This is a genomic window from Enterobacter sp. R-1.6.2 (genome assembly GCF_035064085.1).
Classification (GTDB): domain Bacteria; phylum Pseudomonadota; class Gammaproteobacteria; order Enterobacterales; family Enterobacteriaceae; genus Enterobacter; species Enterobacter asburiae_B.
The window spans coordinates 270,113-292,814 of the sequence record NZ_JASEYI010000001.1 but is presented as its reverse complement, the minus strand read 5'-3'; the positions used below and the strand labels follow the sequence as shown (position 1 = coordinate 292,814).

The window sequence follows — 22,702 nt, the reverse complement described above, 5'->3', positions numbered from 1 at the left end:
GATGCGAACCTCTTTTCTGAATCGCATAAGCTAGATGGAATAAAGATTATGCTCAACCGAATTACCGTTCAGCTCCCGGTGGAGGGGCTTCTGTTCTGGAAACTGACGGGCCGCGAGGCGATGTCCGAGTCGTTCGCGCTGACGCTGACCGTGCTCGGCACGGACGCGCGCATTGACCGCAGCAAGCTGCTGGGCCAGCCGGTCACGGTGACCATCCCGACGCAGAACCTGCTGACGTCCCGCTATGTTAACGGCAAAATTACCCGCGTGGCGGTCAGCGCCGTCGAACTGACGGGCACCCGCTATGCGGTGTACCAGCTGACGGTTGAGCCGGACCTGTGGCCGATGAAGCGCGACCGTAACCTGCGTATCTTCCAGGGGCAGACGGTGCCGCAGATTGTCAAAACCCTGCTTGGCGAGCATCAGGTCAACGTTGAGGATAAGCTCACCGGCAGCTACCGGGTGTGGGACTACTGCGTGCAGTATCAGGAGTCGAGCCTGGACTTCATCAGCCGCCTGATGGAGCTGGAGGGGATTGCCTATCACTTCAGCCACGAGGCGGACAAACACACCCTGGTGCTCACCGACGCCGCCACGCAGCATCAGCCGTTCAGCGGCTATGAGGTTATTCCTTACCATCAGACGCCGTCAGGCGGCAGTACGGACGAAGAGGGCATCAGCCAGTGGGCGCTGGAGGACAGCGTGACGCCGGGAATTTACAGCCTCGACGACTATGACTTCCGCAAGCCGAACGCGTGGCTGTTCCAGGCCCAGCAGAACCCGGCGTCGCCGAAGCCGGGCAGCATCGACGTGTACGACTGGCCGGGTCGCTTTGTGGACAAAGGCCACGGGGAGTTTTATGCCCGCATCCGCCAGGAGCGCTGGCAGGTGGAGCATCAGCAGATTCAGGCCACCGCCACGGCGGCGGGGATTGCGCCAGGGCACACCTTCACCTTAACCAACGCGCCGTTCTTCAGCGACAACGGCGAGTATCTGGTGACGGCGGCGGGTTACCACTTCGAAGAGAACCGCTACGCCAGCGGCGAGGGGGAAACCATTCACCGCACCGATTTTACGGTCATCCCGTCGGCGGTGGTGTACCGTCCGGCGCAGACCACGGCGTGGCCGCGCACCTACGGCCCGCAGACCGCGAAAGTGGTGGGGCCGAAGGGCGAGAGTATCTGGACGGACAAATACGGCCGCGTGAAGGTGAAGTTTCACTGGGACCGCCTGGCGAAGGGCGATGACACCAGCTCCTGCTGGGTGCGCGTGTCGAGCGCGTGGGCGGGCCAGGGCTACGGCGGGGTGCAGATCCCGCGCGTCGGCGATGAGGTGGTGGTGGACTTTATCAACGGCGATCCGGATCGTCCGATTATTACCGGGCGCGTGTACAACGACGCGAGCATGCCGCCGTGGGCGCTGCCTGCCGCGGCGACGCAGATGGGCTTTATGAGCCGCACGAAAGACGGTTCAGTCGACAATGCCAACGCCCTGCGGTTTGAGGATAAAGCGGGCGCAGAGCAGGTGTGGATCCAGGCCGAGCGCAACATGGACACCAGTGTTAAGAACGATGAAACGCACAGCGTCGGCGGGGCGCGCAGCCATTACGTGAAGAAAAATGAACTGCACCGCGTGGAAGCGAACCAGACCCAGGCCGTGAAAGGTGGAACCGAGATCCTGACGGGGAAAGGCAAGCTGGATGCAGCGGTGGAGCAGTATGTGATTGCTTCCGGGACGAAGCTGCGGCTGGTCTCCGGTGAAAGCGCGATTGAACTGAATGCTAACGGCAAGATTAACCTGATCGGCAAAGAGTTTAACTTCTTCGTGGAAGGGGATGGGTATATCACCACGGGCGGTAAGCTGCACCTGAATACGTCGGGAACCAAGCCGGGCACTACAGCACCGGGTTCTGGGCATAAAGGGGATATTGATGCGGCGGTGCAGGAGAAATTTGCGCCGGGAAAGGAGAGTAAGGCTGGTGTGGCTGCCAGCGCACCTGCCGAAACTTCTAAAAACGCTACGCCTCAAGCATCCAATGTTCCTTCAAGCGGATATGGAAAGGATGTTGATAGTCTTGTCGATAAATCACCTACTATGAAAAATGACATAGCTACGTTAAAGAAACGAGGCTGGACATTTGAAGAAGGTGAAGCAGGCAAGGGGACGTTTGCCAATCGTCAAAAGCGCGTTATTACCGTTGATAAAAATGAGCTCGGTAACCCGAATGCAGTCGTTCAGTCTCTGTCACATGAAAGTGGTCACGCTTTATATGAACCCAACATTGATTTTTCTTCGCGCGACGCCTATCTGAACAGCACACTCAGTGATGAAGGCGCTGCAACGTTGAACAATATCCGGGTCCAACGCGAAATCATAGCCAACAAGGGCGGGGATATCGGTATTGCGGGCAATCCGGTAAATCAGACACAATATAATCGTATCTATGATTCTCTCGAACGTGGGGCTATAAAGGAAAGTGAAGCGCGTACGCAGATAGGCCGTATCTTTGGCAAAGGCGAACAAACGTCCACCACGGGGCAATATTACGAAGATTATTATGGCGGTTGGTATGATAAAAATTATCCATAGTCTAAAAACGGGTGCGGTGCTTGCGGCTTTATTAACGACGGGAATGGCAGGAGGTAACATGCAGAAACAGGATCTTTGGCAGTTCATTGCAAAAATGAGCGCATCACTCAAAACGTTGTCCGTTAACAGTCTGGATAACGCTCCGTTGTCATTCAGGCTAACGAAACAGAATGAATATATCAATTTCTACAATGCCGACGATATCAAACTGGCGGATGGAACGAACATTACTGCAATTGATTTACGTTTAAGTAAAGAAAGTGACGGTATGGCACCGTTACTGAATTTTTCACCGTCCGGCCAGTGCATCACTCTCGACACTGTTAAAAAACATTATCCGCAACTGACGTTAACTGATTATCCACGAGGCCGTTCGGAGAACGAAGTGACCAGTTATACAGCGCCAAAGGATATGAATGGACAAAAGGTAAGCTTCAGTTTCACGGTAAAAAAACCTGACTGCTTGGGTGGGGTCGCAATTAGCGCTGACTAAAAATGCTTATTTCATTACTCACCGCTTTTTAAAGTGGTGAGTAGCATAATATTTATCCAGCAAATGACGATTAACGTGAAAAAACGCCTTTCTGTCTCTCTTTTTTTTACTCTCATGTCTACCTTTCTGAGCAGTTATGAAGTAGTGGCTCAGACTATGCCGCCCATTCTGGCTAAAGAGGATTTTTCTCTGCAGATAAAAGACCAGATTGTGGCACTGGGCGATAGATGGACTTCTGAGGTTGCGCGTAAAATTGCAGTTTCTGTGGAAGGTAGTTTTGTCGGTGAGGTTCCTTTTGACGGAACGAACTATAAATTCTACCAGCATCAGAAGACTGGTTTAAAAATATTCAGTTCCAATCTCTGGTGGGATAAAACCGAGCGAAGTGTTGACGATTATATTGTGGCGCAGATAACGCTAACTACTCCGGATGGCAAAACAGTTCGCGGGATCCATATTGGTTCAACAATAAATGAACTTGATAAAGCTTATGGTGGTGGCCATGTCGAAAATGACTCCGGGGAGCAGTGGGTTTCGTATGAATTGGGTAAGAAATTACTCTCTTTTGAGGTTAAGGACAGTAAGGTTGTAAAAATAACAATGAATTACGATAATGGTTCTTCAGAGTGACTTATGACCAAAAAATATCTTGCAGTCGTATTGTTCACCGCTTTATTGACAGGCGTCGTTGAAACGTCAACAGCGCTTGAATTATCGCAATACAATAAGCTTGATACGGTAAGTCGCATCGTTAACGATAGCGAAGTGAAAGACAATCTCAGGAAGACGCTGGGAAATCATTACCAGACCTTTATTGATAACTTTGATGTCTTCGGTGAACCGCATACCACCACAGGTGGAGGATTGTTTGTCGAAGGCTGGCTAAAGGATCTCTACCAGGAGAATGCGTCAGCGCTGGTCATCAATCCTGACGGCAAAATCTTTGCGGCCTGGGTGGTTCCGGAGTCGGACGTTATTCATTACCAGTCTTCTGATAATAGCCCGGTTATTCATGCCGATATTCAGCAATGGGCCGCCAGATTCAATGCGATGCATTTTGCAACGAACAGCCAATCAGGCCTCGCGTTTGACGGAGAATGGGCTGGCGAATACGAGAACGACTCAACGTTAACCCTGCGGTTAGCTGAATCAGGCAACCATATCACCGGGACTTATTGCTATATCACCCAGAGAGGAAATCGCATAGATTGCCCGGAAGATGATGAGCGTAATCTTAGCGGTACGATCGCAGGCAATCGTGCCAACGTTGAGTTCAACTCATTGTTTGGCGACGTAGGCGGACGGGCTGTTCTGGAAATAAAGGGGAGTGAAATGGAATGGCGCTTAGTTACTCCTCCTCATAAAGGAAATTATTATGCTCCGCTGCGTTATACGTTACGTAAAGCCGCTTCGGTTCATAGCGCTGAAACCAGAAATCTCGACACCGAAACGTTCTCTATTTCGCTGATAAATACGTGCGGTCATTTTGATAGCGAATGTGACCAGATGGCTTATCTCGGCGTGCGTAAAAGCGATAACAGTACGATCTCCTTAAGGGGAAAAACGTTGCACGACTTCGCAGGTAAAATAATCGGCTCAACGTACAAGAATGGCGAGACCGTTTACACCGTGACGTATGCACCCGCGAAATTGGTTGTCAGCAAAGGCAGCCATGTTTTAGTCGAACAGTCAGGTCAATGGCGTAAATAATAAAACAGCCAGCCAGAGGGCCAGCATGGATTGCCCTTTTTGTTTCTCACAATATTAATCATCCCGAGTTCACTTATGAAATACACCCTCCAGGAAGGTTCGTTTTCCCTTTTTCCTGCTGCCTGGCAGGATAACAGCATGAATATTATTCGCGATGACGAAAGCGGGCTGTCCGTGGTGGTCAGCCGCGGCGTTATCCCCGATGGGGGCGACTATGAACAAGAGTTCCACCGCCAGTGGGATGTGCTGCGTCCTCAGATGGGCGAAATTGCCCAGAGCGAATTCCGGAACGTAAAAGCCGGGCCTGACGGAAAAATTAACGGACTGGAAGTTGAGACCACCTTTGACCGTAACGGGCAGCGCCTGTGGCAAAAACAGCTGGCCGTGCAGACGCCGGGTAAACCGGTATTGATGATTTTTACCCTCTCGGCACTCAGGGCATTCACCGAAGAGGACGAGGTGCGCTGGAGCGCGCTTAAGCAGAGTCTGACGCTAAACGACAACCGGAATGTGTAAGGCATGAGCGATAACAACGCGGCCCGTAAGGGCGACGAGATTATTCACTCCAGCATTTTTGCTGACATCACCAGCATTGTGGCGGAAGGTGCCGCCTATGCGGTGATCGGCGCGGCGGTAGGCGCAGCAGCAACCGTAGCGGCGCCATTGCTGGGGGCGGGGGCAGCCGCAGCGGGCGTGGCAGCAATTGGATCCAGCTGTCTGTTAAGTGGGATTATCGGTGGCGTGCTGGCGAACGTCGCGGGGATCACCGACGATATCAGCAACGCCGCTGAGGGGTTAGGTAATGCGCTTTTCCCGCCGTCGCCCGCGGGTAAAATCACTACCGGTTCCAGTAACGTTCTCACCAACGCAATCCCCGCCGCGCGCGCGGCAGGCACGCTGACGCCCGCCGATACGCCGTCTCCTGAGCCGCAGTCGCCGGGCAGCTTTGCCGATTACGCGGGCATGCTGCTTTCCGCAGCCGGACAGTTTGGCAGCGAAATGTGGCAGCCGAGCGTGGCCTCTGCCGCCGCGGGAACCTCGCCGCTGGAAGAAGACAAGGTGGCGTGCGAAAAGCACTCCGGGCCGCAGTATCTGGCGGAAGGCTCTAAAAGCGTCTTCATCAACGGGCAGCCCGCGGTGCGCGCCAAAGATCGCACCACCTGCGAAGGCACCGTTTCCGACGACGTCTCCCCGAACGTGATCATCGGCGGCGACACGCTCACGGTTCGCGATATCAAAAGCGGTAAAACGCCGGGTCTGGCGCTGGGGATGATTGCGCTCTCACTGCTGCGCGGGCGTCCGGGTAAGATCCTGAAAAACATGCCCTGCGCGCTGGCGGCGGCCGGCGGCGGGATGCTGGCCGATATGGCAGTGAATGCGGTGTTTGGCTCCTCGCACCCGGTTCACGCCGCCACCGGCGTGAAGGTGCTGAATGACGACGACGAGCTCGACTTCTCGCTGCCGGGGCGCTTTCCGCTTCGCTGGCAGCGCAGCTACAACAGCCTGACCACCCGGGAAGGGCTGTTCGGTCTGGGCTGGGCAACCACCTTTGACAGCTATCTCACGCTGGAAGACAACAACGCCACCTGGTTCGACGAAACCGGGCGCGAGCTGAGCTTCGAGCTGCCGCCGGTCGAGCGCGCGTTTTACAGCATCAGCGAAGGCATTATCATCCGCCGCAATGAGAACGGCGACGTGGCGATTGCCGACGATGACGGCGCGGTGTGGCGTCTGTATAAACCGACCCGGGCGAATCCATCTATCCTGCGTCTGGCCTCCCTCAGCGACGAATACGGCAACGCGCTGCTGACGGAGTGGGACGAGCACGGCAGGCTGGTCGGCCTTCACGACGAGCCGCGGGCGATAGACGTCACCCTGCGCTACGAAGATGAACGTTTCCCGCAGCGCGTTACCGCAGCCAGCCATTTCGACGGCAGCCAGACATGGCCGCTGATGCAGTGGGGCTACGACGCGCGCGGCCAGCTGGCGAGCGCGACGGATGCCTCCGGCGTGGTGACGCGTGAATACCGCTATAACGAGCACGGGCTGATGGTCTGGCACCGGATGCCGGGCGGTCTGGAGAGCGAATACCGCTGGAAAAAATTCGATCACTGGCGCGTGGTGGAAAACCGCACCAGCACCGGCGACGGGTGCCGCTTTAGCTACGATTTAGCCGCCGGGCTGACGACCGTCGAGCACTACGACGGCCAGACGCGCCGCCACTACTGGAACGCGCAGAATCTGATTGTCCGCTACGTTGACGAGCGCGGTGAAAACTGGCGCTACGAGTGGGACGAGAACGAGCTTCTGACGCGCCGCATCGATCCGCTCGGCAATGCCGTTACCTTCGTCTACGACGAGATGGGCAACCGGGTTCAGGAGATCGATGCCGACGGCAATACCCGCACCACCGCCTGGCTGGAGCACCGCGCGCTTCCCGCGGCCATTATCGAAGCCGACGGCAGCGCCACCCGGTTCTGGTACGACGAACATCACGGGCTTAAGCGCGTGGTGGACCCGATGGGGCAGACCACGCAGCTACGCCGGGACGAGTTCGGCCAGGTCGTTGAAGAGGTCGATGCCGCCGGAAACAGCCGCTACCAGGAGTACAACGAGGCCGGGCAGATTGTTCGTTCGACGGACTGTTCCGGGCGTATTACCCTCTACCGCTACCATCCGCTGGGCTGGCTGCTGGCCGAGACTGGCGCCGACGGGGAAGAGACGCGATATCGCTACGACGCCGCAGGGCGTCCGGTGCAGCTCGATCGCCCGGAAGGCTGGACGGAATCGCTCAAATGGAACGAACGCGGCCTGCCGGTGAAGCATGCGGGCGCCGACGGTAAGGAAAGTGAGTTCAGATACGATGAGGCAGGGCGATTAACCGCGACGCGTAATACCCAGGGTGAAGAGGTCCGTCGCCGCTGGGACAGCCGCGGGCGTCTGATTGCCCTGGAAAACGAAAACGGCGAAGCGTATCAGTTCCGCTGGGGCGCGGACTCGCTGCTGCTGGAAGAGGTGGGGCTCGATGGCGTAGCCTCGCAGTATCGCTATGACGCCTGCGGACGCACGATAGCACGCACGTTTGCCACCGGTCATCCTGAGGCCATCACCCATGCCTTCGCCTGGAGCGCGAGCGGCCAGCTGGTCGCCCGCACCACGCCGGAGGGGCAGACACGCTATCACTACACGCCGTCCGGGCTGTTAAGCCGGATTGGGCTGCATCCTGCGCTTGCAGCCGACGCGTGGACCACCGCGGCAGAGCAGGAGCTGGCCTTTGAGTATGACGCGCTTGGTCGCGTGACGCGCGAGGCGGGCGAGCACGGCGAGCTGGCGTGGGAGTATGACGCGCTGGGCAACCGGACCTCTATCACGCTTCCCGATGGCCGCGAGCTCAAGCAGTTTTACTACGGCAGCGGGCATCTGCTCAGCATTGCTCTCGATAAGCTGTCGGTCTCCGACTTTACCCGCGACGAACTCCACCGGGAGACCAGCCGCACTCAGGGGCTGCTGACCACCCGCAGCGAATACGATCGTCTTGGGCGACTGCATCGCCGGGACGTCTTTACCGGCAATGCCCAACGCCCGTCGCCGCGCCGCTGGTCCCGCCGCTGGGATTACGACTACCGCAATAACCTGGTGCGGGAAGAGCGGGACGATAACCCGTTCAGCTGGTACCGCTGGCAGTACGACAGCGCCGGGCGCCTGCTCGTTCAGGACGGGACGCTGCCCGGACAGGAGCAGTGGCGCTGGGACGCTGCCGGTAACCCGCTCGAAGGTTCTGCTGAGAAGGTCACGCACAACCGCCTGACGCAGATGAACGGCATTCGCTGGCGCTATGACATCCACGGCCGCACCGTTGAGAAGGATAATGGCCAGACCCGCTGGCACTACCGCTACGACGGTGAACATCGCCTGACGGAGGTTATCAGCCAGCCGCGGGACCGCAACAAGCCGCAGACGCAGGTCAGCTTCCGCTACGATCCGCTCGGGCGACGCATCAGCAAAACGCGACGCCAGATGCTGGGCGGCCAGCCAACCGGCAAGCCGGTTACCACCCGGTTTGTCTGGGAAGGGTTCCGCCTGCTGCAGGAGTTGCACGGGGATGTGCCGCTCACCTACGTCTACAGCGATCAGGACAGCTACGACCCGCTGGCGCGCATTGACGGCGTGGAAGCGCCGGAGATCTTCTGGTTCCACTGCCATCCCAACGGCACTCCGGAGCGGATGACGGATATCGAAGGGCAGGTACGCTGGGAAGGGGTGAACAGCGCCTGGGGCAAGCTGCTGCGGGAAAGCGAGACGCAGGTATCAGGATATTCTCAGAACCTGCGCATGCAGGGGCAATACCTAGACCGTGAGACAGGGCTGCACTACAATCTGTTCCGGTATTATGACCCGGACTGCGGGCGGTTTACGCAGCATGACCCGATAGGGTTGGCGGGGGGGATTAACTTATATAAATATACTGTTAACCCTCTTACCTGGATAGATCCTCTGGGTTTAGCTGGTTGCACTTTAACAAAATCGAAGTCAAAAAATTACGAATACGTTTTGAAATTGAAACGCTCTGAATATCCTGCAACGTTTGGTCACATATCAGACGCGATCGATTTAGGACATGCAAAGGTTGTAACAATCCAACGAGGCTCTGCGAAAGCTAACAGGAAAACGAGTCTAAAAAATATCAAAACAAAGCCTGGTTATGATCGTGATGAATGGCCTATGGCGATGTTTAAAGAAGGCGGTGATGGCGCTAGCGTAAGATATATAGATCCTAGTGATAACCGTGGTGCAGGTTCAAGTATTGGTAATGTTTTATCAGAACTGCCAGATGGAACAAGAATAAAAGTCGAGGTAATATAATGAGTGATAAGAGCATGCAAACAGTAGATCTACTTATTTCGCATAGTCAAATATTGTTACGATCCCGAGATTATGACGAAAAGCTGAGTCAGTGGGGAAAAGGTAATGTTTCTCAAGGTGCTGTTCTACACAAGGATTATGTTATATTCGATCCATTACCAGAGGACGCGTTTGGAGCAAACGTCAATATCAAAATAGAGAATGCTTTTAAAATGGATGAAAATGCTCAGCGCTGTATTGTTGTGCCATTTTTCATTACGGATAAAGATAAGCTGCAAATCGCTTCTGCAACTGAGAAATTCGATTTAAATATAGATGTGAACGATAAGGTTTATTCACTCTTTTATGAGATTTGTGAAGGAGATGAAATTTACTATAATTTCACTCTTGTGCCGGCAAAAGAAGCTATTGCTGCTAAGTTTTTGCTAGATGACCCTTGGGGAGGAATAAAAGATCATCCTCTCAAAGAAGGGGTTTTTTAAATTTAATATTAACCTGGAAATTTATCTCGGAAAAAAATCCACGCCTTGGCGTGGATTTTTTTTCATTCAAAACAAATCAGACGTTAAATAAGAAGTTCATCACATCGCCATCTTTAACGATGTAATCTTTCCCTTCCGCACGCATCTTGCCTGCTTCTTTCGCGCCTTGCTCACCCTTGTAGGTGATAAAGTCTTCAAACGCGATAGTCTGCGCACGAATAAAGCCTTTCTCAAAGTCGGTGTGGATCTTACCGGCCGCCTGAGGCGCAGTCGCACCCACAGGAATCGTCCACGCACGCACTTCCTTCACGCCAGCGGTGAAGTAGGTCTGCAGGTTCAGCAGCTCATAGCCCGCGCGAATTACGCGGTTCAGGCCCGGCTCTTCCAGACCCAGCTCGGCCATGAACTCTTCACGGTCGGCGTCGTCCAGCTCGGCGATGTCGGATTCAACGGCAGCGCAAACCGCCACAACTACAGAACCTTCAGCCGCTGCGATTTCGCGCACTTTATCCAGGTACGGATTGTTCTCGAAACCGTCTTCGTTAACGTTGGCAATGTACATGGTTGGCTTCAGGGTCAGGAAGCTCAGGTATTTGATCGCCGCCTTGTCTTCTTCTGTCAGGTTTTTCAGCGCGCGCAGCATGCCCGCGTTTTCCAGCTGTGGCAGACATTTTTCCAGCGCAGCCAGTTCTGCTTTCGCGTCCTTGTCGCCGCCTTTGGCTTTCTTCTGCACGCGGTGAATCGCGCGTTCGCAGGTGTCGAGGTCAGAGAGCGCCAGCTCGGTGTTGATGACTTCGATGTCGTCAGCCGGATCCACTTTGTTGTTTACGTGGATGATGTTGTCGTTCTCGAAGCAGCGCACAACGTGGCCGATCGCTTCGGTTTCACGAATGTTGGTCAGGAACTGGTTACCCAGGCCTTCACCTTTGGATGCGCCTTTTACCAGGCCCGCGATGTCCACGAATTCCATGGTGGTTGGCAGAATGCGCTGCGGCTTCACGATTTCCGCGAGCTGGTCCAGACGCGGGTCCGGCATTGGCACAACGCCGGTGTTAGGTTCGATGGTACAGAACGGGAAGTTCGCCGCTTCGATACCCGCTTTGGTAAGCGCGTTAAACAGGGTGGATTTGCCCACGTTTGGCAGACCGACGATACCGCATTTGAATCCCATTTCTAAATCACCTTAATATCTTGATAATCAATCCGTTAACGTTAACCGACTGATGAAAAGTAAATAACTACGCCTATTATACACGTAACCCGCATGACGCGCGGTAAAAAAGCCGTATCGGGCGGATTATTGCGCTTTGAAAGCGTGCAAGCGGTTTGTCGCTTTGGTTAACCCATCTTTCAGCCAGATTTCGGTGCAGCGCGCCGCTTCGTCTACCGCCTCGTCAATCAGTTTCTGCTCAGAAACCGGGGGTTTACCGAGTACGAAACCGACAACTTTGTTTTTATCGCCCGGATGGCCGATTCCTACGCGCAAACGGTAGAAATTCGGGTTATTGCCCAGCTTGCTGATGATGTCTTTAAGACCGTTATGGCCGCCGTGCCCGCCGCCCAGTTTGAATTTTGCCACGCCGGGCGGGAGATCCAGCTCATCGTGGGCCACCAGAATTTCATCCGGATTGATGCGATAAAACGTTGCCATTGCCGCCACGGCTTTACCGCTCAGGTTCATAAAGGTGGTGGGCACCAGTAAACGAACATCCGCGCCAGCAAGGTTGATACGCGAGGTATACCCGAAGAATTTAGGTTCTTCACGCAGGGGAGCACGTAACCGCTCGGCCAGCAGATCGACGTACCATGCCCCGGCGTTGTGGCGGGTGGCCGCATATTCTGCGCCCGGGTTGGCGAGGCCGACAATCAGTTTAATCGTCACGATTCAATTCCTAATGGGTTCCAGATCTGGCGCGTAGTTTACTGTCTGGCGCGCCGCTTGACAAAATTCTGCGATCTTCTCATCGAAATACGAATAATTTCTGATTTGAACAATTAGAATTTCAAGCTGTTCAAAGTCTTATTTGTAAACTTTTGTTTGGGAGTTATCTGTAATTGTGATCATTCACGCAACTCATAAAAGGGGCGTTGTCTATACTTTACACACAAGGATTAGGGGCTTTTCCCCTGACAACCCAAAGTTCCGGAGGTGACACATGAAACGCAAAAACGCTTCGTTACTCGGTAACGTGCTGATGGGATTGGGGCTGTTCGTGATGGTAGCCGGCGTGGGTTATTCAATTTTAAACCAGTTACCGCAGCTTGACCTCCCGCAATACTTTGCGCATGGCGCGATATTGAGCATCTTCGTTGGTGCGGTATTGTGGCTGGCAGGGGCTCGCGTGAGCGGCCATGAGGAAGTCTGTGACAAATACTGGTGGGTGCGCCACTACGATAAACGCTGTCGTCGCGACCAGCATAAGCACAGCTAGTGCTACGATAAAGAACACCGAAACGGCTCCCGAGGGAGTCGTTTTTTTTGCATCAAGGGTTGACCCTCACGTAACGTAAGGCTCCAGAGTGGCGCCACTGGCAAAGAAAAAGGAGCAGTTATGTTGATTCAGGTGGGTGAGCTGGCGAAACGTGCCGGGATCACCGTGCGGACATTGCACCACTATGAGCAAACAGGGTTGTTGCTGCCTTCAGCCAGAAGCGCGGCAGGTTACCGGCTTTACAACCTGGCGGATGTCCAGCGTCTGCACATGATCCAGGCGCTGGCAAAAGCGGGGCTGGAACTTGCTGAAATCAGGGATTTCCTGGAACAGGAGTCGCTGTCGTTAACCGAGTTACTCGATGCGCAAATCACGCTGCTGGATAAACAGCTGCGCAGCATACATACGCTGCGCGACCGTCTGGTGGAGCTGCGGACCGGGCTTATCGACGATGCGACGCCGGATCTGGAATCCTGGCTACAGACTCTGGAGTTAATGAATATGTACGATCGCTGGTTTAGCAAAGAAGAGTTACAGCAGCTGCCGTTTGCGGTGCAGAAGGATGCGCTGACGGCTATCTGGTCGGGGCTGGTTGCAGAGGCCAAAACGCTTCTGGAGCAACATGTACCCGTTACGGACGCGCGAGCCATGGACCTGGCGACGCGCTGGATGGAACGCCTGGAGCAGGACACGGCAGGCAAGCCGGAATTTCTCACCCGGCTGAACGAGATGCACAGCGTTGAACCGCAGATGCAGGTGCAGACCGGTATCACGCCGGAGATGACGGATTACATCACGCGCGCGTTTGCGGAATCTAAGCTCAGCATATGGGAGAAGTATCTCACTGCCGAAGAGATGGCCTTTACCCGGGCACACTACTTTGACCGCATGATGGAGTGGCCGCCGCTGGTGGCGAAACTGCATCAGGCGCAGCGGGAAAATAGCGATCCTGCCTCGGAGGAGGCGCAAAAGCTGGCTGAAAACTGGCTGGTATTGTTCCAGTCTTACGCGGGCACCAGCCCGGAGACCCAGCAAAAGTTTCGCACTGCCATGCAACAGGAGGCGCACCTGATGAAAGGTACATGGATGACCCCTGCCGTGATTGCATGGCTCCAGCAGGCGATCGGGGTGATGATGCAGAGACGTTTCTCTGCATCAGGTCACTCACAGATCCGCTAACGCAGCTTCACGGTTAGGGTAGAAGGAGAGTCGGCCAGGGATAGGCTGCACGCCCGCGCGCGCCATGGTGCGCAGCGGCTGAAACTCCAGGTTACTCACCCGCAGCTCACAGCCTTCCGGCAGACGTGCCACAAAGCGCTGGAAGGCATCCAGGCCGCCTGCATCCAGCACGGGTACGGCATCCCACTTCAGCACCACAACCCGTTTGCCCGCGATGCGGGATTCCAGATCGCTAAACAAACCTTCCGCCGCGGCGAAGAACAGCGGGCCAATCACGCGCAGCACCAGCACATCGTCAGGCACTTCGACGTTAACCGGGGAAAGGCGCGTCATCTGCGCGATGCGGCGCATAAACAGCAAGGACGCCAGCACGATCCCGACGCTGATGGCGATAACCATGTCGAACAGCACGGTCAGCGACATGCAGATCAGCATCACGATGATGTCGTCTTTCGGCGCGCGACGCAGCAGGTTCACCACCTTATGCGCCTCGCTCATGTTCCAGGCCACCATCAGCAGCAGGGCGGCCATGGCGGAAAGCGGCAGCCAGGAGAGCAGCGGGGCGAGGATCAGCAGGGCGAGGATCACCAGCACGGAGTGGATGACCGCCGAAACGGGTGAGGTTGCCCCCGCGCGCACGTTGGCAGCAGAACGGGCGATGGCTGCCGTTGCGGTAATACCGCCGAAGAACGGCGCGACGAGGTTGCCTAACCCCTGACCGACCAGCTCGCTGTTGGCTTTGTGTTTGGTGCCGGTCATACCGTCCAGAACGACTGCGCAAAGCAGGGATTCAATTGCCCCCAGCATCGCCATAGAGAACGCGGCGGGAAGCAGGGCACGCAGGGAATCCCAGCTTAGGGTGAAGCTGGAGCCGGGCATGTCCCACGGCAGCACCAGCTGCGGCAACAGTTGCGGAATGCCGCTACCCTGTGAACCGTCCGCCAGAACATAGTGGAACTGCGAGCCGATAGTCGCGACATGGCCACCGAACATATTGACGATGGCCATCACCGCGCAACCCAGCAGCAGCGCGGGAAGGTGTCCCGGCAGACGAATCCCCAGACGAGGCCAGACGATCAGCGTGCCCAGCGTCACAATCCCAATGGCGGCGTCGCCCAGGTTGGCCGTCGGCAGCGCCATAAACAGCGCCCCCACTTTTTGCAGGTAGTGCTCCGGTACGTGGGGCATCTGCAGGCCGAGGAAGTCCTTGATCTGCATGGTTCCGATGGTGATACCAATCCCCGAGGTGAACCCCAGCGTCACGGAAAGGGGGATGTACTCGATCAGCCGCCCGAAGCGGGCCAGGCCAAACAGAATCAAAAAGACGCCGGACATCAGGGTGGCGACCAGCAGGCCTGCCAGACCAAACTGCTGCGAAACCGGGTAGAGGATCACCACGAAGGCGGCGGTCGGGCCGGAAACGCTGAAGCGTGAGCCGCCCGTCAGGGCAATGACGATCCCGGCAACGGCCGAGGTGTACAGGCCGTACTGCGGCGCAACGCCGCTGCCAATCGCCAGCGCCATCGCCAGCGGGATGGCGATAATGCCGACCGTGATCCCGGCAATCAGGTCACGTACAAAGCGTGACGAGGTGTACTTCTCTTTCCAGCAGGCGTCGATGAGGGCGCGAAAGGGCAGAACATGTGAGGAGGTTACGTTTTTCACAATTATCTATCATCCGTATGCGCATCATCTGTCATGTGAATGGCAGGTGAAGGAGGCATTAATCATACAAATAAAACCCAGAGACAAAAAAACCCGCCGCAGCGGGTTTTTCGGCCGTGTTCGATTAGTGTTCGAACATTGCTGAGATTGATTCTTCGTTGCTGATACGACGAATCGCTTCGGCCAGCATCCCGGACAGGGTCAACGTACGCACGTTTGGCAGTGCTTTGATCTCGTCGCTCAGTGGAATGGTATCGCATACCACCACTTCGTCAATGACGGAGTTGCGCAGGTTGTTTACCGCGTTACCGGAGAAGATCGGGTGAGTCGCGTAAGCGAACACGCGCTTAGCACCACGCTCTTTCAGCGCTTCAGCTGCTTTACACAGCGTACCGCCGGTATCGATCATGTCGTCAACCAGCACGCAGTCACGGCCAGCAACATCACCGATGATGTGCATCACCTGAGAAACGTTAGCGCGCGGACGGCGTTTGTCGATGATCGCCATGTCGGTATCGTTCAGCAGCTTAGCGATAGCGCGGGCACGTACCACGCCGCCGATGTCCGGAGAAACCACGATTGGGTTATCCAGGTTCAGCTGCAGCATGTCTTCCAGCAGGATTGGGCTGCCGAATACGTTATCAACCGGGACGTCGAAGAAGCCCTGGATCTGCTCTGCGTGCAGGTCAACGGTCAGTACGCGGTCAACGCCGACGCTGGACAGGAAGTCAGCAACAACTTTAGCGGTGATTGGTACACGCGCGGAACGGACGCGACGGTCCTGACGGGCATAGCCGAAGTAAGGGATTACAGCAGTGATACGGCCTGCGGAAGCGCGACGCAGGGCGTCGACCATAACAACCAATTCCATCAGGTTGTCGTTCGTTGGAGCACAGGTGGACTGGATGATGAAAATATCACCACCGCGTACATTTTCGTTAATTTGTACGCTGACTTCGCCGTCGCTAAAGCGACCTACGGCGGCGTCGCCGAGGGAAGTGTACAGGCGGTTGGCAATACGTTGTGCTAGTTCCGGGGTGGCGTTACCAGCAAAAAGCTTCATATCAGGCACGAGAAGAACCTCAGGCATGCGTCCAGTGGTGGATAGCGTTCGCCGCAAACTGTGCGGGCCAGGCGAAGGCTATCCAGGCGGTGTATTAAAGAGCGCGATGCAACGTCTGGAACAGGGTGACGTTGTCACCGAAACTCAGTCTGCGCCAGAATGGTCTGCTGTAGTGGGGAGGTGTTCATCCCGCGTGCTACAAAACCATGCAGCCAAACCGGCGCTTGCTCAAGCACCTGACGAGCGGCGGATTCGGTGTCAAATTCAGCAAAGACACAGGCTCCTGTACCAGTCAGGCGCGACGGCGCGTATTCTAACAGCCAGGAAAGCACCGCATCAACCTCGCGAAAACGTTTTCTTGCGATATCCTCGCAATCGTTGCTGAATTCACAATTTAATAACGTTTCTATTGACCGAACCGGGGTATTCCTTTTCAGGTCAGGATCTTTAAAGATGACCGGTGTCGGAATACTTACGCCAGGGTGGGCAACCAGATACCACTTCTCCGGCGGTTCAGCCGGGTAGAGGATCTCACCCACGCCTTCAGCAAAGGCCGCATGACCGCGCACAAACACCGGGACATCCGCCCCCAGCGTCAGGCCCAGGGCGGCCAGTTCGTCCTTCGACAGCCCGCATCCCCAGAGGTGGTTCAGCGCAACCAGCACGGTGGCGGCGTTGGATGAGCCGCCGCCCAGACCGCCGCCCATCGGCAGGCGTTTCTCGATACGGATATCTGCTCCGCTTCCCGCGGGCAGACGGCCCGATTCCGCCGCGGCTTTCATCAGCAGACGCGCTGCGCGCACGATCAGGTTGTCTTCATGCGCCACGCCTTCGACCGGCGTTAGCAGGCAAATCTGCCCGTCCTGGCGCAGTTCAATGGAGATCGTGTCGCCATAGTCAATAAACTGAAACAGCGTCTGCAGGGTGTGATAACCGTCAGCACGCTGGCCGGTGATGTATAAAAACAGGTTCAGCTTTGCCGGAGAAGGCCAGTGGGTCATCATTTAACGATCCAGTTGTCCATTTTAAGCTTGATGCGCTGGCTGCCCTGGGTCAGCTCCATGTTTGATGGCAGCGACGGTTTACTCTTGCTGTCATAGGCGCTGTACACCACTTTCCAGGTTTTGCCGTTCTGCGTGTAGTTCACCTGGCTCAGACGGTACTGGTCATCAAGGGTGTAGTCAGTTGCCTCGCCCGGCAGGCCAAGGATCCACTGGCGCAGGCTGTTGAGCGGGATAGGCATCCCGGTCAGCTTGCCAATCATCTCTTCGGCATCGGTCGCGGTATAGTGCTGGCCTTTGTTATCGGTGATCTGCGCTTCGCCCGGTTTGGCGATAAGCTCCAGCTCGGTGCTGCCCAGCGGGTTCAGCAGCAGCAGGCGGTAGTTGTCCTGCCCCGTCTGCTGCCAGAAGAAGCGGGCATAAACCTTTTGTTCGTCAGAGAGATAAGCGAAAGCGCCGCGGGTCTGGTACTGGTTCAAATTACGGACGTCCTGCTGGTGCTGACGCCACTGCGGTGAATCAGGGCTTTTGCCCGGGCCTTTTGGTTGGGTGACGGTACACGCGGTCAGAACCAGTGCTGCCAGCGGCAGCAGGCGAATCAGTCGGGTCATAATGAGGACAAATCCTTGAGATACGTTGCAGTTATAACTGTTAATGCTAGCGTCGAAGGGGGCTACCGTCTACGTTCAAATTATCTCAAAGGGTTGTGTAACCTATTACTCCGAAAGGAGGCAGTCCCTTTTATTGATCTCGCGCATCCTGTATGATGCGTTCTGCTAACCTTATTAACGCTGGTACTACTCCCGCTCAACATGACCCTATTAGCACTCGGCATCAACCACAAAACGGCTCCGGTTTCGCTGCGAGAACGCGTGACGTTTTCGCCGGATACGCTTGACCTGGCGCTGGACAGCCTGCTTGCACAGCCTATGGTGCAGGGTGGCGTGGTGCTCTCGACGTGCAACCGTACCGAGCTGTATTTAAGCGTGGAAGAGCAGGACAACCTGCACGAAGCGCTGATCCGCTGGCTATGCGACTACCACAACCTCAATGAAGACGAGCTGCGCAACAGCCTGTACTGGCATCAGGACAACGATGCCGTCAGCCATCTGATGCGCGTCGCCAGCGGGCTGGATTCGCTGGTGCTGGGCGAGCCGCAAATTCTGGGTCAGGTGAAAAAAGCGTTTGCGGATTCGCAAAAAGGGCATCTGAAGGCCAGCGAGCTGGAGCGCATGTTCCAGAAGTCGTTCTCCGTGGCGAAGCGTGTGCGAACAGAAACCGACATTGGTGCCAGTGCGGTTTCTGTTGCTTTCGCGGCCTGCACCCTTGCACGCCAAATCTTTGAATCCCTTTCTACCGTCACCGTGATGCTGGTGGGGGCGGGCGAAACCATCGAACTTGTGGCGCGCCATCTGCGCGAGCATAAAGTGAAAAAGATGATTATCGCTAACCGCACCCGCGAACGCGCGCAGGTGCTGGCGGATGAAGTGGGTGCAGAGGTGGTTGCCCTGAGCGACATCGATGAACGCCTGAAAGAGGCTGACATTATTATCAGCTCAACCGCCAGCCCGCTGCCGATTATCGGAAAAGGGATGGTGGAGCGTGCGCTGAAGTCCCGCCGTAATCAGCCGATGCTGCTGGTGGATATCGCCGTCCCGCGCGATGTTGAGCCGGAAGTGGGAAAGCTGCCTAACGCCTATCTCTACAGCGTGGATGACCTGCAAAGCATCATTTCGCACAACCTTGCCCAGCGTAAAGCGGCGGCGGTTCAGGCGGAAACCATCGTTGAGCAGGAAACCAGTGAGTTTATGGCCTGGCTGCGCGCGCAAAGCGTCAGCGAGACCATCCGCGAGTACCGCGGGCAGGCGGAGCAGGTGCGTGATGACCTGACTGCCAAAGCGTTAGCAGCCCTTGAACAGGGCGGCGACGCAAACGCGATTATGCAGGATCTGGCGTGGAAACTGACCAACCGCCTGATCCATGCACCAACCAAATCTCTTCAGCAGGCTGCCCGTGACGGGGATGATGAACGCCTGACTATTCTGCGCAACAGCCTCGGGCTGGAATAGCGCCCTATACCCATTTTCTAAGACAAGGTGCACTTACGCCTATGAAGCCTTCTATCGTCGCTAAACTGGAAGCTCTGCACGAGCGCCATGAAGAAGTACAGGCGCTGCTCGGGGATGCCGGGACCATTGCGGACCAGGAACGTTTTCGCGCGCTCTCGCGTGAATACGCGCAGTTAAGTGATGTTTCTAAATGCTTTACCGACTGGCGACAGGTTCAGGAAGATATCGAAACCGCGCAGATGATGCTCGACGATCCTGAAATGCGCGAGATGGCGCAGGAAGAGTTGCAGGATGCGAAAGCGCGTTCTGAAGAGATGGAGCAGCAGCTTCAGGTGCTTCTGCTGCCGAAAGATCCGGACGACGAGCGTAACGCGTTTGTGGAAGTGCGCGCCGGTACCGGCGGTGACGAAGCGGCTCTGTTTGCCGGGGATCTGTTCCGCATGTACAGCCGCTACGCCGAATCGCGTCGCTGGCGCGTGGAGATCATGAGCGCCAACGAAGGCGAACATGGTGGCTACAAAGAGGTTATCGCCAAGATCAGCGGCGACGGCGTGTACGGTCGTCTCAAGTTTGAATCCGGCGGTCACCGCGTGCAGCGCGTGCCGGCCACCGAATCTCAGGGCCGCATTCACACCTCCGCCTGTACGGTTGCGGTGATGCCTGAGCTGCCGGAAGCTGAACTGCCGGACATCAATCCTGCAGACCTGCGTATTGATACGTTCCGCTCCTCTGGCGCGGGCGGTCAGCACGTTAACACCACCGACTCCGCCATCCGTATTACCCACCTGCCGACCGGCATCGTCGTCGAATGTCAGGACGAGCGTTCGCAGCACAAAAACAAAGCCAAAGCGTTGTCCGTGCTGGGCGCGCGTATCCACGCAGCTGAAATGGCGAAGCGCCAGCAGGCGGAAGCGTCTACGCGCCGTAACCTGCTGGGCAGCGGCGATCGCAGCGACCGTAACCGCACCTACAACTTCCCGCAGGGGCGCGTAACCGATCACCGCATCAACCTGACGCTGTACCGTCTAGACGAGGTTATGGAAGGGAAGCTGGATATGCTGATTGAGCCTATCGTGCAGGAATACCAGGCCGACCAGCTGGCGGCGCTGTCAGAGCAGGACTAATGGATTTTCAGCGCTGGTTACGTGAGGCGGCCGGTGAGCTTTCAGAAAGCGAAAGCCCGAAACGCGACGCCGAGATTTTGCTTGAGCACGTGACGGGTAAAGCCCGCACGTATCTGCTGGCTTTTGGCGAAACCGAACTGACCGCGGAACAGGAAGCGCAGCTCGGCGCGCTGCTTGCCCGCCGTAAAACCGGCGAGCCGGTGGCGCATCTGGTCGGTGAGCGTGAGTTCTGGTCGTTGCCGCTGTACGTCTCGGCGGCGACGCTGATCCCGCGTCCGGACACCGAGTGTCTGGTGGAGCAGGCTCTGGCGCGTTTACCTGCGGCGGCCTGCAGCATTCTCGATCTCGGTACCGGCACCGGGGCTATCGCGCTGGCGCTGGCCACCGAACGGCCCGACTGCGCGGTGACGGCGGTGGATGTGATGACCGACGCGGTGGCGCTGGCGCAGCGTAACGTGGAACGTCTTGGGGTCCGCAACGTGACGGTGCTGCAAAGCAGCTGGTTTGCCGCGCTGGAGAATCGCTCATTTGCGATGATTGTCAGCAATCCTCCCTATATCGACGAACATGACCCGCACCTTGCGCAGGGAGACGTGCGCTTCGAACCGCTGACGGCGCTCGTGGCCGCCAACGCGGGATTAGCCGATCTCGAACACATTGTGACAACGTCACGGAAGCATTTGCTTCCCGGCGGCTGGCTGCTGGTGGAGCATGGCTGGACGCAGGGAGAGGCCGTTCGGGCACTGTTTACGCAAGCTGGCTACGCCGCTGTCGAAACCTGCCGCGACTACGGCGGCAACGAACGCCTGACGCTGGGGCAGCGGCTATGAGCCTGTTTACCGTGCTCATTACCGTCCACCTCATTTCCGTTGCGCTGACCGTCAGCTTTTTCATCGTCCGTTACTGGTGGCGCTACAGCAACAATCCGCTGATGGATGCCCGCTGGGTGCGTATCGCACCGCACTGCATCGACACGCTATTGCTCCTTTCCGGTGCCGGGCTCATGTGGAAGACCGGCTATCTGCCATTTACTGATAAAGGTGCATGGCTGACTGAAAAGCTGTTTGGCGTTATCATCTACATCGTTTTGGGTTTTATCGCGCTTGGGCGTCGTCGTCCGCGCAGCCAGCAGGTCGGTTTTATCGCCTTTCTGCTGGGTCTGGTGGTGCTGTACATCATCATTAAACTCGCCACCACAAGAATACCGTTACTGGGGTAAGTCATGAGGTCCTTAGCCGATTTCGAATTTAATAAAGTGCCGCTTTGCGATGGCATGATCCTGATTTCTGAGATGATTCGCGACGATTTTACGTCGCAGTTTGTCTACGATGAGCTGGAGAATCTGGTCAGCCTGGCGCGTGAAGAGATTAATCAGGCTCGCCCGCAAGACTGGCAATTAGAGAAGCTGCTGGAGCTTTTCTACGGCGAATGGGGTTTCTGCGACACGCGGGGCGTGTATCGCCTGTCTGACGCGTTATGGCTGGACCAGGTCTTAAAAAATCGTCAGGGCAGCGCCGTGGCGCTGGGCTCTATTTTGCTGTGGGTCGCGCACCGTCTGGATATTCCGCTGGTCCCGGTCATTTTCCCGACGCAGATGATCCTGCGTGCTGAGTGGCTGGACGGCGAAATGTGGCTCATTAATCCTTTCAACGGCGACACGCTGGATGAACATACGCTGGACGTGTGGCTGAAAGGCAATATCAGCCCGGTGGCTGAACTGTTCAACGAAGATCTCGACGAGGCGGATAACGCGGAAGTGATCCGCAAGCTGCTGGATACGCTGAAGTCTGCGTTAATGGAAGAGCGTCAGATGGAGCTGGCGTTGCGCGCCAGCGAAGTGCTGCTGCAGTTCAACCCGGAAGACCCGTACGAAATTCGCGATCGCGGGCTGATCTACGCGCAGCTCGACTGTGAGCACGTGGCGCTGAATGATTTGAATTATTTCGTTGAGCAGTGTCCGGAAGATCCCATTAGCGAAATGATTCGTGCGCAGATCAACGCGATCTCGCACAAACAAATTACACTGCATTAA

20 protein-coding genes are annotated in these 22,702 nt (G+C 56.3%); 14 read left to right on the top strand and 6 right to left on the bottom strand.

The genetic code is table 11. The features are described 5' to 3' along the window. The first annotated feature begins 48 nt into the window (after positions 1-48). From QMN93_RS01345 to comJ, 7 genes are all read left to right on the top strand, one after another. Positions 49-2,589, top strand: a complete 2,541-nt coding sequence (locus QMN93_RS01345; RefSeq protein WP_193139426.1) for a type VI secretion system Vgr family protein — start codon at positions 49-51, stop codon at positions 2,587-2,589. Then, positions 2,570-3,082, top strand: a complete 513-nt coding sequence (locus QMN93_RS01340) for a hypothetical protein (protein ID WP_064672676.1) — start codon at positions 2,570-2,572, stop codon at positions 3,080-3,082. Before QMN93_RS01345 ends, QMN93_RS01340 begins: the two co-directional genes overlap by 20 nt. Positions 3,083-3,157: 75 nt before the next feature. Beyond that, positions 3,158-3,712: a hypothetical protein gene (locus QMN93_RS01335; protein ID WP_073000758.1), complete on the top strand. Its 555-nt coding sequence runs from the start codon at positions 3,158-3,160 to the stop codon at positions 3,710-3,712. Between the two features lie 3 nt (positions 3,713-3,715). Beyond that, entirely contained in the window at positions 3,716-4,792 is a 1,077-nt protein-coding gene (locus tag QMN93_RS01330; RefSeq protein ID WP_064672674.1) for a hypothetical protein, read from the top strand. Positions 4,793-4,867: 75 nt separating this feature from the next. Continuing rightward, entirely contained in the window at positions 4,868-5,308 is a 441-nt protein-coding gene (locus tag QMN93_RS01325) for a DcrB-related protein (RefSeq protein WP_064672673.1), read from the top strand. A 3-nt stretch (positions 5,309-5,311) separates the two neighbouring features. Beyond that, positions 5,312-9,655, top strand: a complete 4,344-nt coding sequence (locus QMN93_RS01320; protein WP_226852643.1) for an RHS repeat-associated core domain-containing protein — start codon at positions 5,312-5,314, stop codon at positions 9,653-9,655. Then, positions 9,655-10,137, top strand: coding sequence for a competence protein ComJ (comJ, locus tag QMN93_RS01315; protein WP_193139423.1), 483 nt, complete (start codon positions 9,655-9,657; stop codon positions 10,135-10,137). Before QMN93_RS01320 ends, comJ begins: the two co-directional genes overlap by 1 nt. Before the next feature lie 76 nt (positions 10,138-10,213). On the opposite strand, the gene ychF is transcribed toward comJ, so the two are convergent. Both ychF and pth read right to left on the bottom strand, forming a co-directional pair. Beyond that, on the bottom strand, positions 10,214-11,308 hold the full coding sequence (ychF, locus tag QMN93_RS01310) for a redox-regulated ATPase YchF (protein ID WP_023312134.1): 1,095 nt from the start codon (positions 11,306-11,308) through the stop codon (positions 10,214-10,216). 126 nt (positions 11,309-11,434) lie between these two features. Next, positions 11,435-12,019: an aminoacyl-tRNA hydrolase gene (gene pth, locus QMN93_RS01305; RefSeq protein ID WP_193139421.1), complete on the bottom strand. Its 585-nt coding sequence runs from the start codon at positions 12,017-12,019 to the stop codon at positions 11,435-11,437. 274 nt (positions 12,020-12,293) lie between these two features. Here pth and ychH point away from each other — a divergent pair, with 274 nt between their 5' ends. After that, the gene (gene ychH, locus QMN93_RS01300; RefSeq protein ID WP_032656663.1) at positions 12,294-12,569 is read left to right on the top strand and encodes a stress-induced protein YchH; all 276 of its coding nucleotides are present in this window, start codon (positions 12,294-12,296) and stop codon (positions 12,567-12,569) included. 120 nt (positions 12,570-12,689) lie between these two features. Further along, positions 12,690-13,748, top strand: a complete 1,059-nt coding sequence (locus QMN93_RS01295) for a MerR family transcriptional regulator (RefSeq protein ID WP_193139420.1) — start codon at positions 12,690-12,692, stop codon at positions 13,746-13,748. Here the strand turns inward: QMN93_RS01295 and dauA are convergent. The 4 genes from dauA to lolB form a co-directional block, all read right to left on the bottom strand. Further along, positions 13,734-15,413 (bottom strand): C4-dicarboxylic acid transporter DauA, encoded by a 1,680-nt coding sequence (gene dauA, locus QMN93_RS01290; protein ID WP_193139418.1) that lies wholly within the window; start codon positions 15,411-15,413, stop codon positions 13,734-13,736. The two genes, QMN93_RS01295 and dauA, sit on opposite strands and share 15 nt — an antisense overlap. Positions 15,414-15,537: 124 nt before the next feature. Beyond that, complete coding sequence (gene prs, locus QMN93_RS01285) at positions 15,538-16,485, bottom strand: ribose-phosphate diphosphokinase (protein ID WP_003856663.1); 948 nt, start codon at positions 16,483-16,485, stop codon at positions 15,538-15,540. 125 nt (positions 16,486-16,610) lie between these two features. Then, the gene (gene ispE / locus QMN93_RS01280) at positions 16,611-17,480 is read right to left on the bottom strand and encodes a 4-(cytidine 5'-diphospho)-2-C-methyl-D-erythritol kinase (RefSeq protein WP_064672668.1); all 870 of its coding nucleotides are present in this window, start codon (positions 17,478-17,480) and stop codon (positions 16,611-16,613) included. Beyond that, a complete protein-coding gene (lolB, locus tag QMN93_RS01275) occupies positions 17,477-18,088 on the bottom strand; it encodes a lipoprotein insertase outer membrane protein LolB (protein WP_023312128.1) in 612 nt (203 codons plus the stop codon). The genes ispE and lolB overlap by 4 nt, the downstream gene beginning before the upstream one ends. Before the next feature lie 201 nt (positions 18,089-18,289). On the opposite strand from lolB, the gene hemA reads away from it, so the two are divergent. From hemA to sirB1, 5 genes are read left to right on the top strand one after another with little or no spacing between them, the layout of a single operon-like run. Further along, positions 18,290-19,546 (top strand): glutamyl-tRNA reductase, encoded by a 1,257-nt coding sequence (gene hemA / locus QMN93_RS01270; protein ID WP_023335999.1) that lies wholly within the window; start codon positions 18,290-18,292, stop codon positions 19,544-19,546. A 41-nt stretch (positions 19,547-19,587) separates the two neighbouring features. Beyond that, positions 19,588-20,670, top strand: a complete 1,083-nt coding sequence (gene prfA / locus QMN93_RS01265) for a peptide chain release factor 1 (protein ID WP_023335998.1) — start codon at positions 19,588-19,590, stop codon at positions 20,668-20,670. Then, positions 20,670-21,500: a peptide chain release factor N(5)-glutamine methyltransferase gene (gene prmC, locus QMN93_RS01260; protein WP_182383690.1), complete on the top strand. Its 831-nt coding sequence runs from the start codon at positions 20,670-20,672 to the stop codon at positions 21,498-21,500. The genes prfA and prmC overlap by 1 nt, the downstream gene beginning before the upstream one ends. Beyond that, positions 21,497-21,889: an invasion regulator SirB2 gene (gene sirB2, locus QMN93_RS01255; RefSeq protein ID WP_029741602.1), complete on the top strand. Its 393-nt coding sequence runs from the start codon at positions 21,497-21,499 to the stop codon at positions 21,887-21,889. Before prmC ends, sirB2 begins: the two co-directional genes overlap by 4 nt. Before the next feature lie 3 nt (positions 21,890-21,892). Then, positions 21,893-22,702, top strand: coding sequence for an invasion regulator SirB1 (gene sirB1, locus QMN93_RS01250; protein ID WP_023312124.1), 810 nt, complete (start codon positions 21,893-21,895; stop codon positions 22,700-22,702).

What these genes read in the sequence shown, in the direction of transcription:
- QMN93_RS01345 (WP_193139426.1), top strand. Translation starts at nt 49, where the DNA reads ATGCTCAACCGAATTACCGTTCAGCTCCCGGTGGAGGGGCTTCTGTTC.
- QMN93_RS01340 (WP_064672676.1), top strand. Translation starts at nt 2,570, where the DNA reads ATGATAAAAATTATCCATAGTCTAAAAACGGGTGCGGTGCTTGCGGCT.
- QMN93_RS01330 (WP_064672674.1), top strand. Translation starts at nt 3,716, where the DNA reads ATGACCAAAAAATATCTTGCAGTCGTATTGTTCACCGCTTTATTGACA.
- QMN93_RS01325 (WP_064672673.1), top strand. Translation starts at nt 4,868, where the DNA reads ATGAAATACACCCTCCAGGAAGGTTCGTTTTCCCTTTTTCCTGCTGCC.
- QMN93_RS01320 (WP_226852643.1), top strand. Translation starts at nt 5,312, where the DNA reads ATGAGCGATAACAACGCGGCCCGTAAGGGCGACGAGATTATTCACTCC.
- comJ (WP_193139423.1), top strand. Translation starts at nt 9,655, where the DNA reads ATGAGTGATAAGAGCATGCAAACAGTAGATCTACTTATTTCGCATAGT.
- ychF (WP_023312134.1), bottom strand. Translation starts at nt 11,308, where the DNA reads ATGGGATTCAAATGCGGTATCGTCGGTCTGCCAAACGTGGGCAAATCC.
- ychH (WP_032656663.1), top strand. Translation starts at nt 12,294, where the DNA reads ATGAAACGCAAAAACGCTTCGTTACTCGGTAACGTGCTGATGGGATTG.
- QMN93_RS01295 (WP_193139420.1), top strand. Translation starts at nt 12,690, where the DNA reads ATGTTGATTCAGGTGGGTGAGCTGGCGAAACGTGCCGGGATCACCGTG.
- ispE (WP_064672668.1), bottom strand. Translation starts at nt 17,480, where the DNA reads ATGATGACCCACTGGCCTTCTCCGGCAAAGCTGAACCTGTTTTTATAC.
- lolB (WP_023312128.1), bottom strand. Translation starts at nt 18,088, where the DNA reads ATGACCCGACTGATTCGCCTGCTGCCGCTGGCAGCACTGGTTCTGACC.
- hemA (WP_023335999.1), top strand. Translation starts at nt 18,290, where the DNA reads ATGACCCTATTAGCACTCGGCATCAACCACAAAACGGCTCCGGTTTCG.
- prfA (WP_023335998.1), top strand. Translation starts at nt 19,588, where the DNA reads ATGAAGCCTTCTATCGTCGCTAAACTGGAAGCTCTGCACGAGCGCCAT.
- prmC (WP_182383690.1), top strand. Translation starts at nt 20,670, where the DNA reads ATGGATTTTCAGCGCTGGTTACGTGAGGCGGCCGGTGAGCTTTCAGAA.
- sirB2 (WP_029741602.1), top strand. Translation starts at nt 21,497, where the DNA reads ATGAGCCTGTTTACCGTGCTCATTACCGTCCACCTCATTTCCGTTGCG.
- sirB1 (WP_023312124.1), top strand. Translation starts at nt 21,893, where the DNA reads ATGAGGTCCTTAGCCGATTTCGAATTTAATAAAGTGCCGCTTTGCGAT.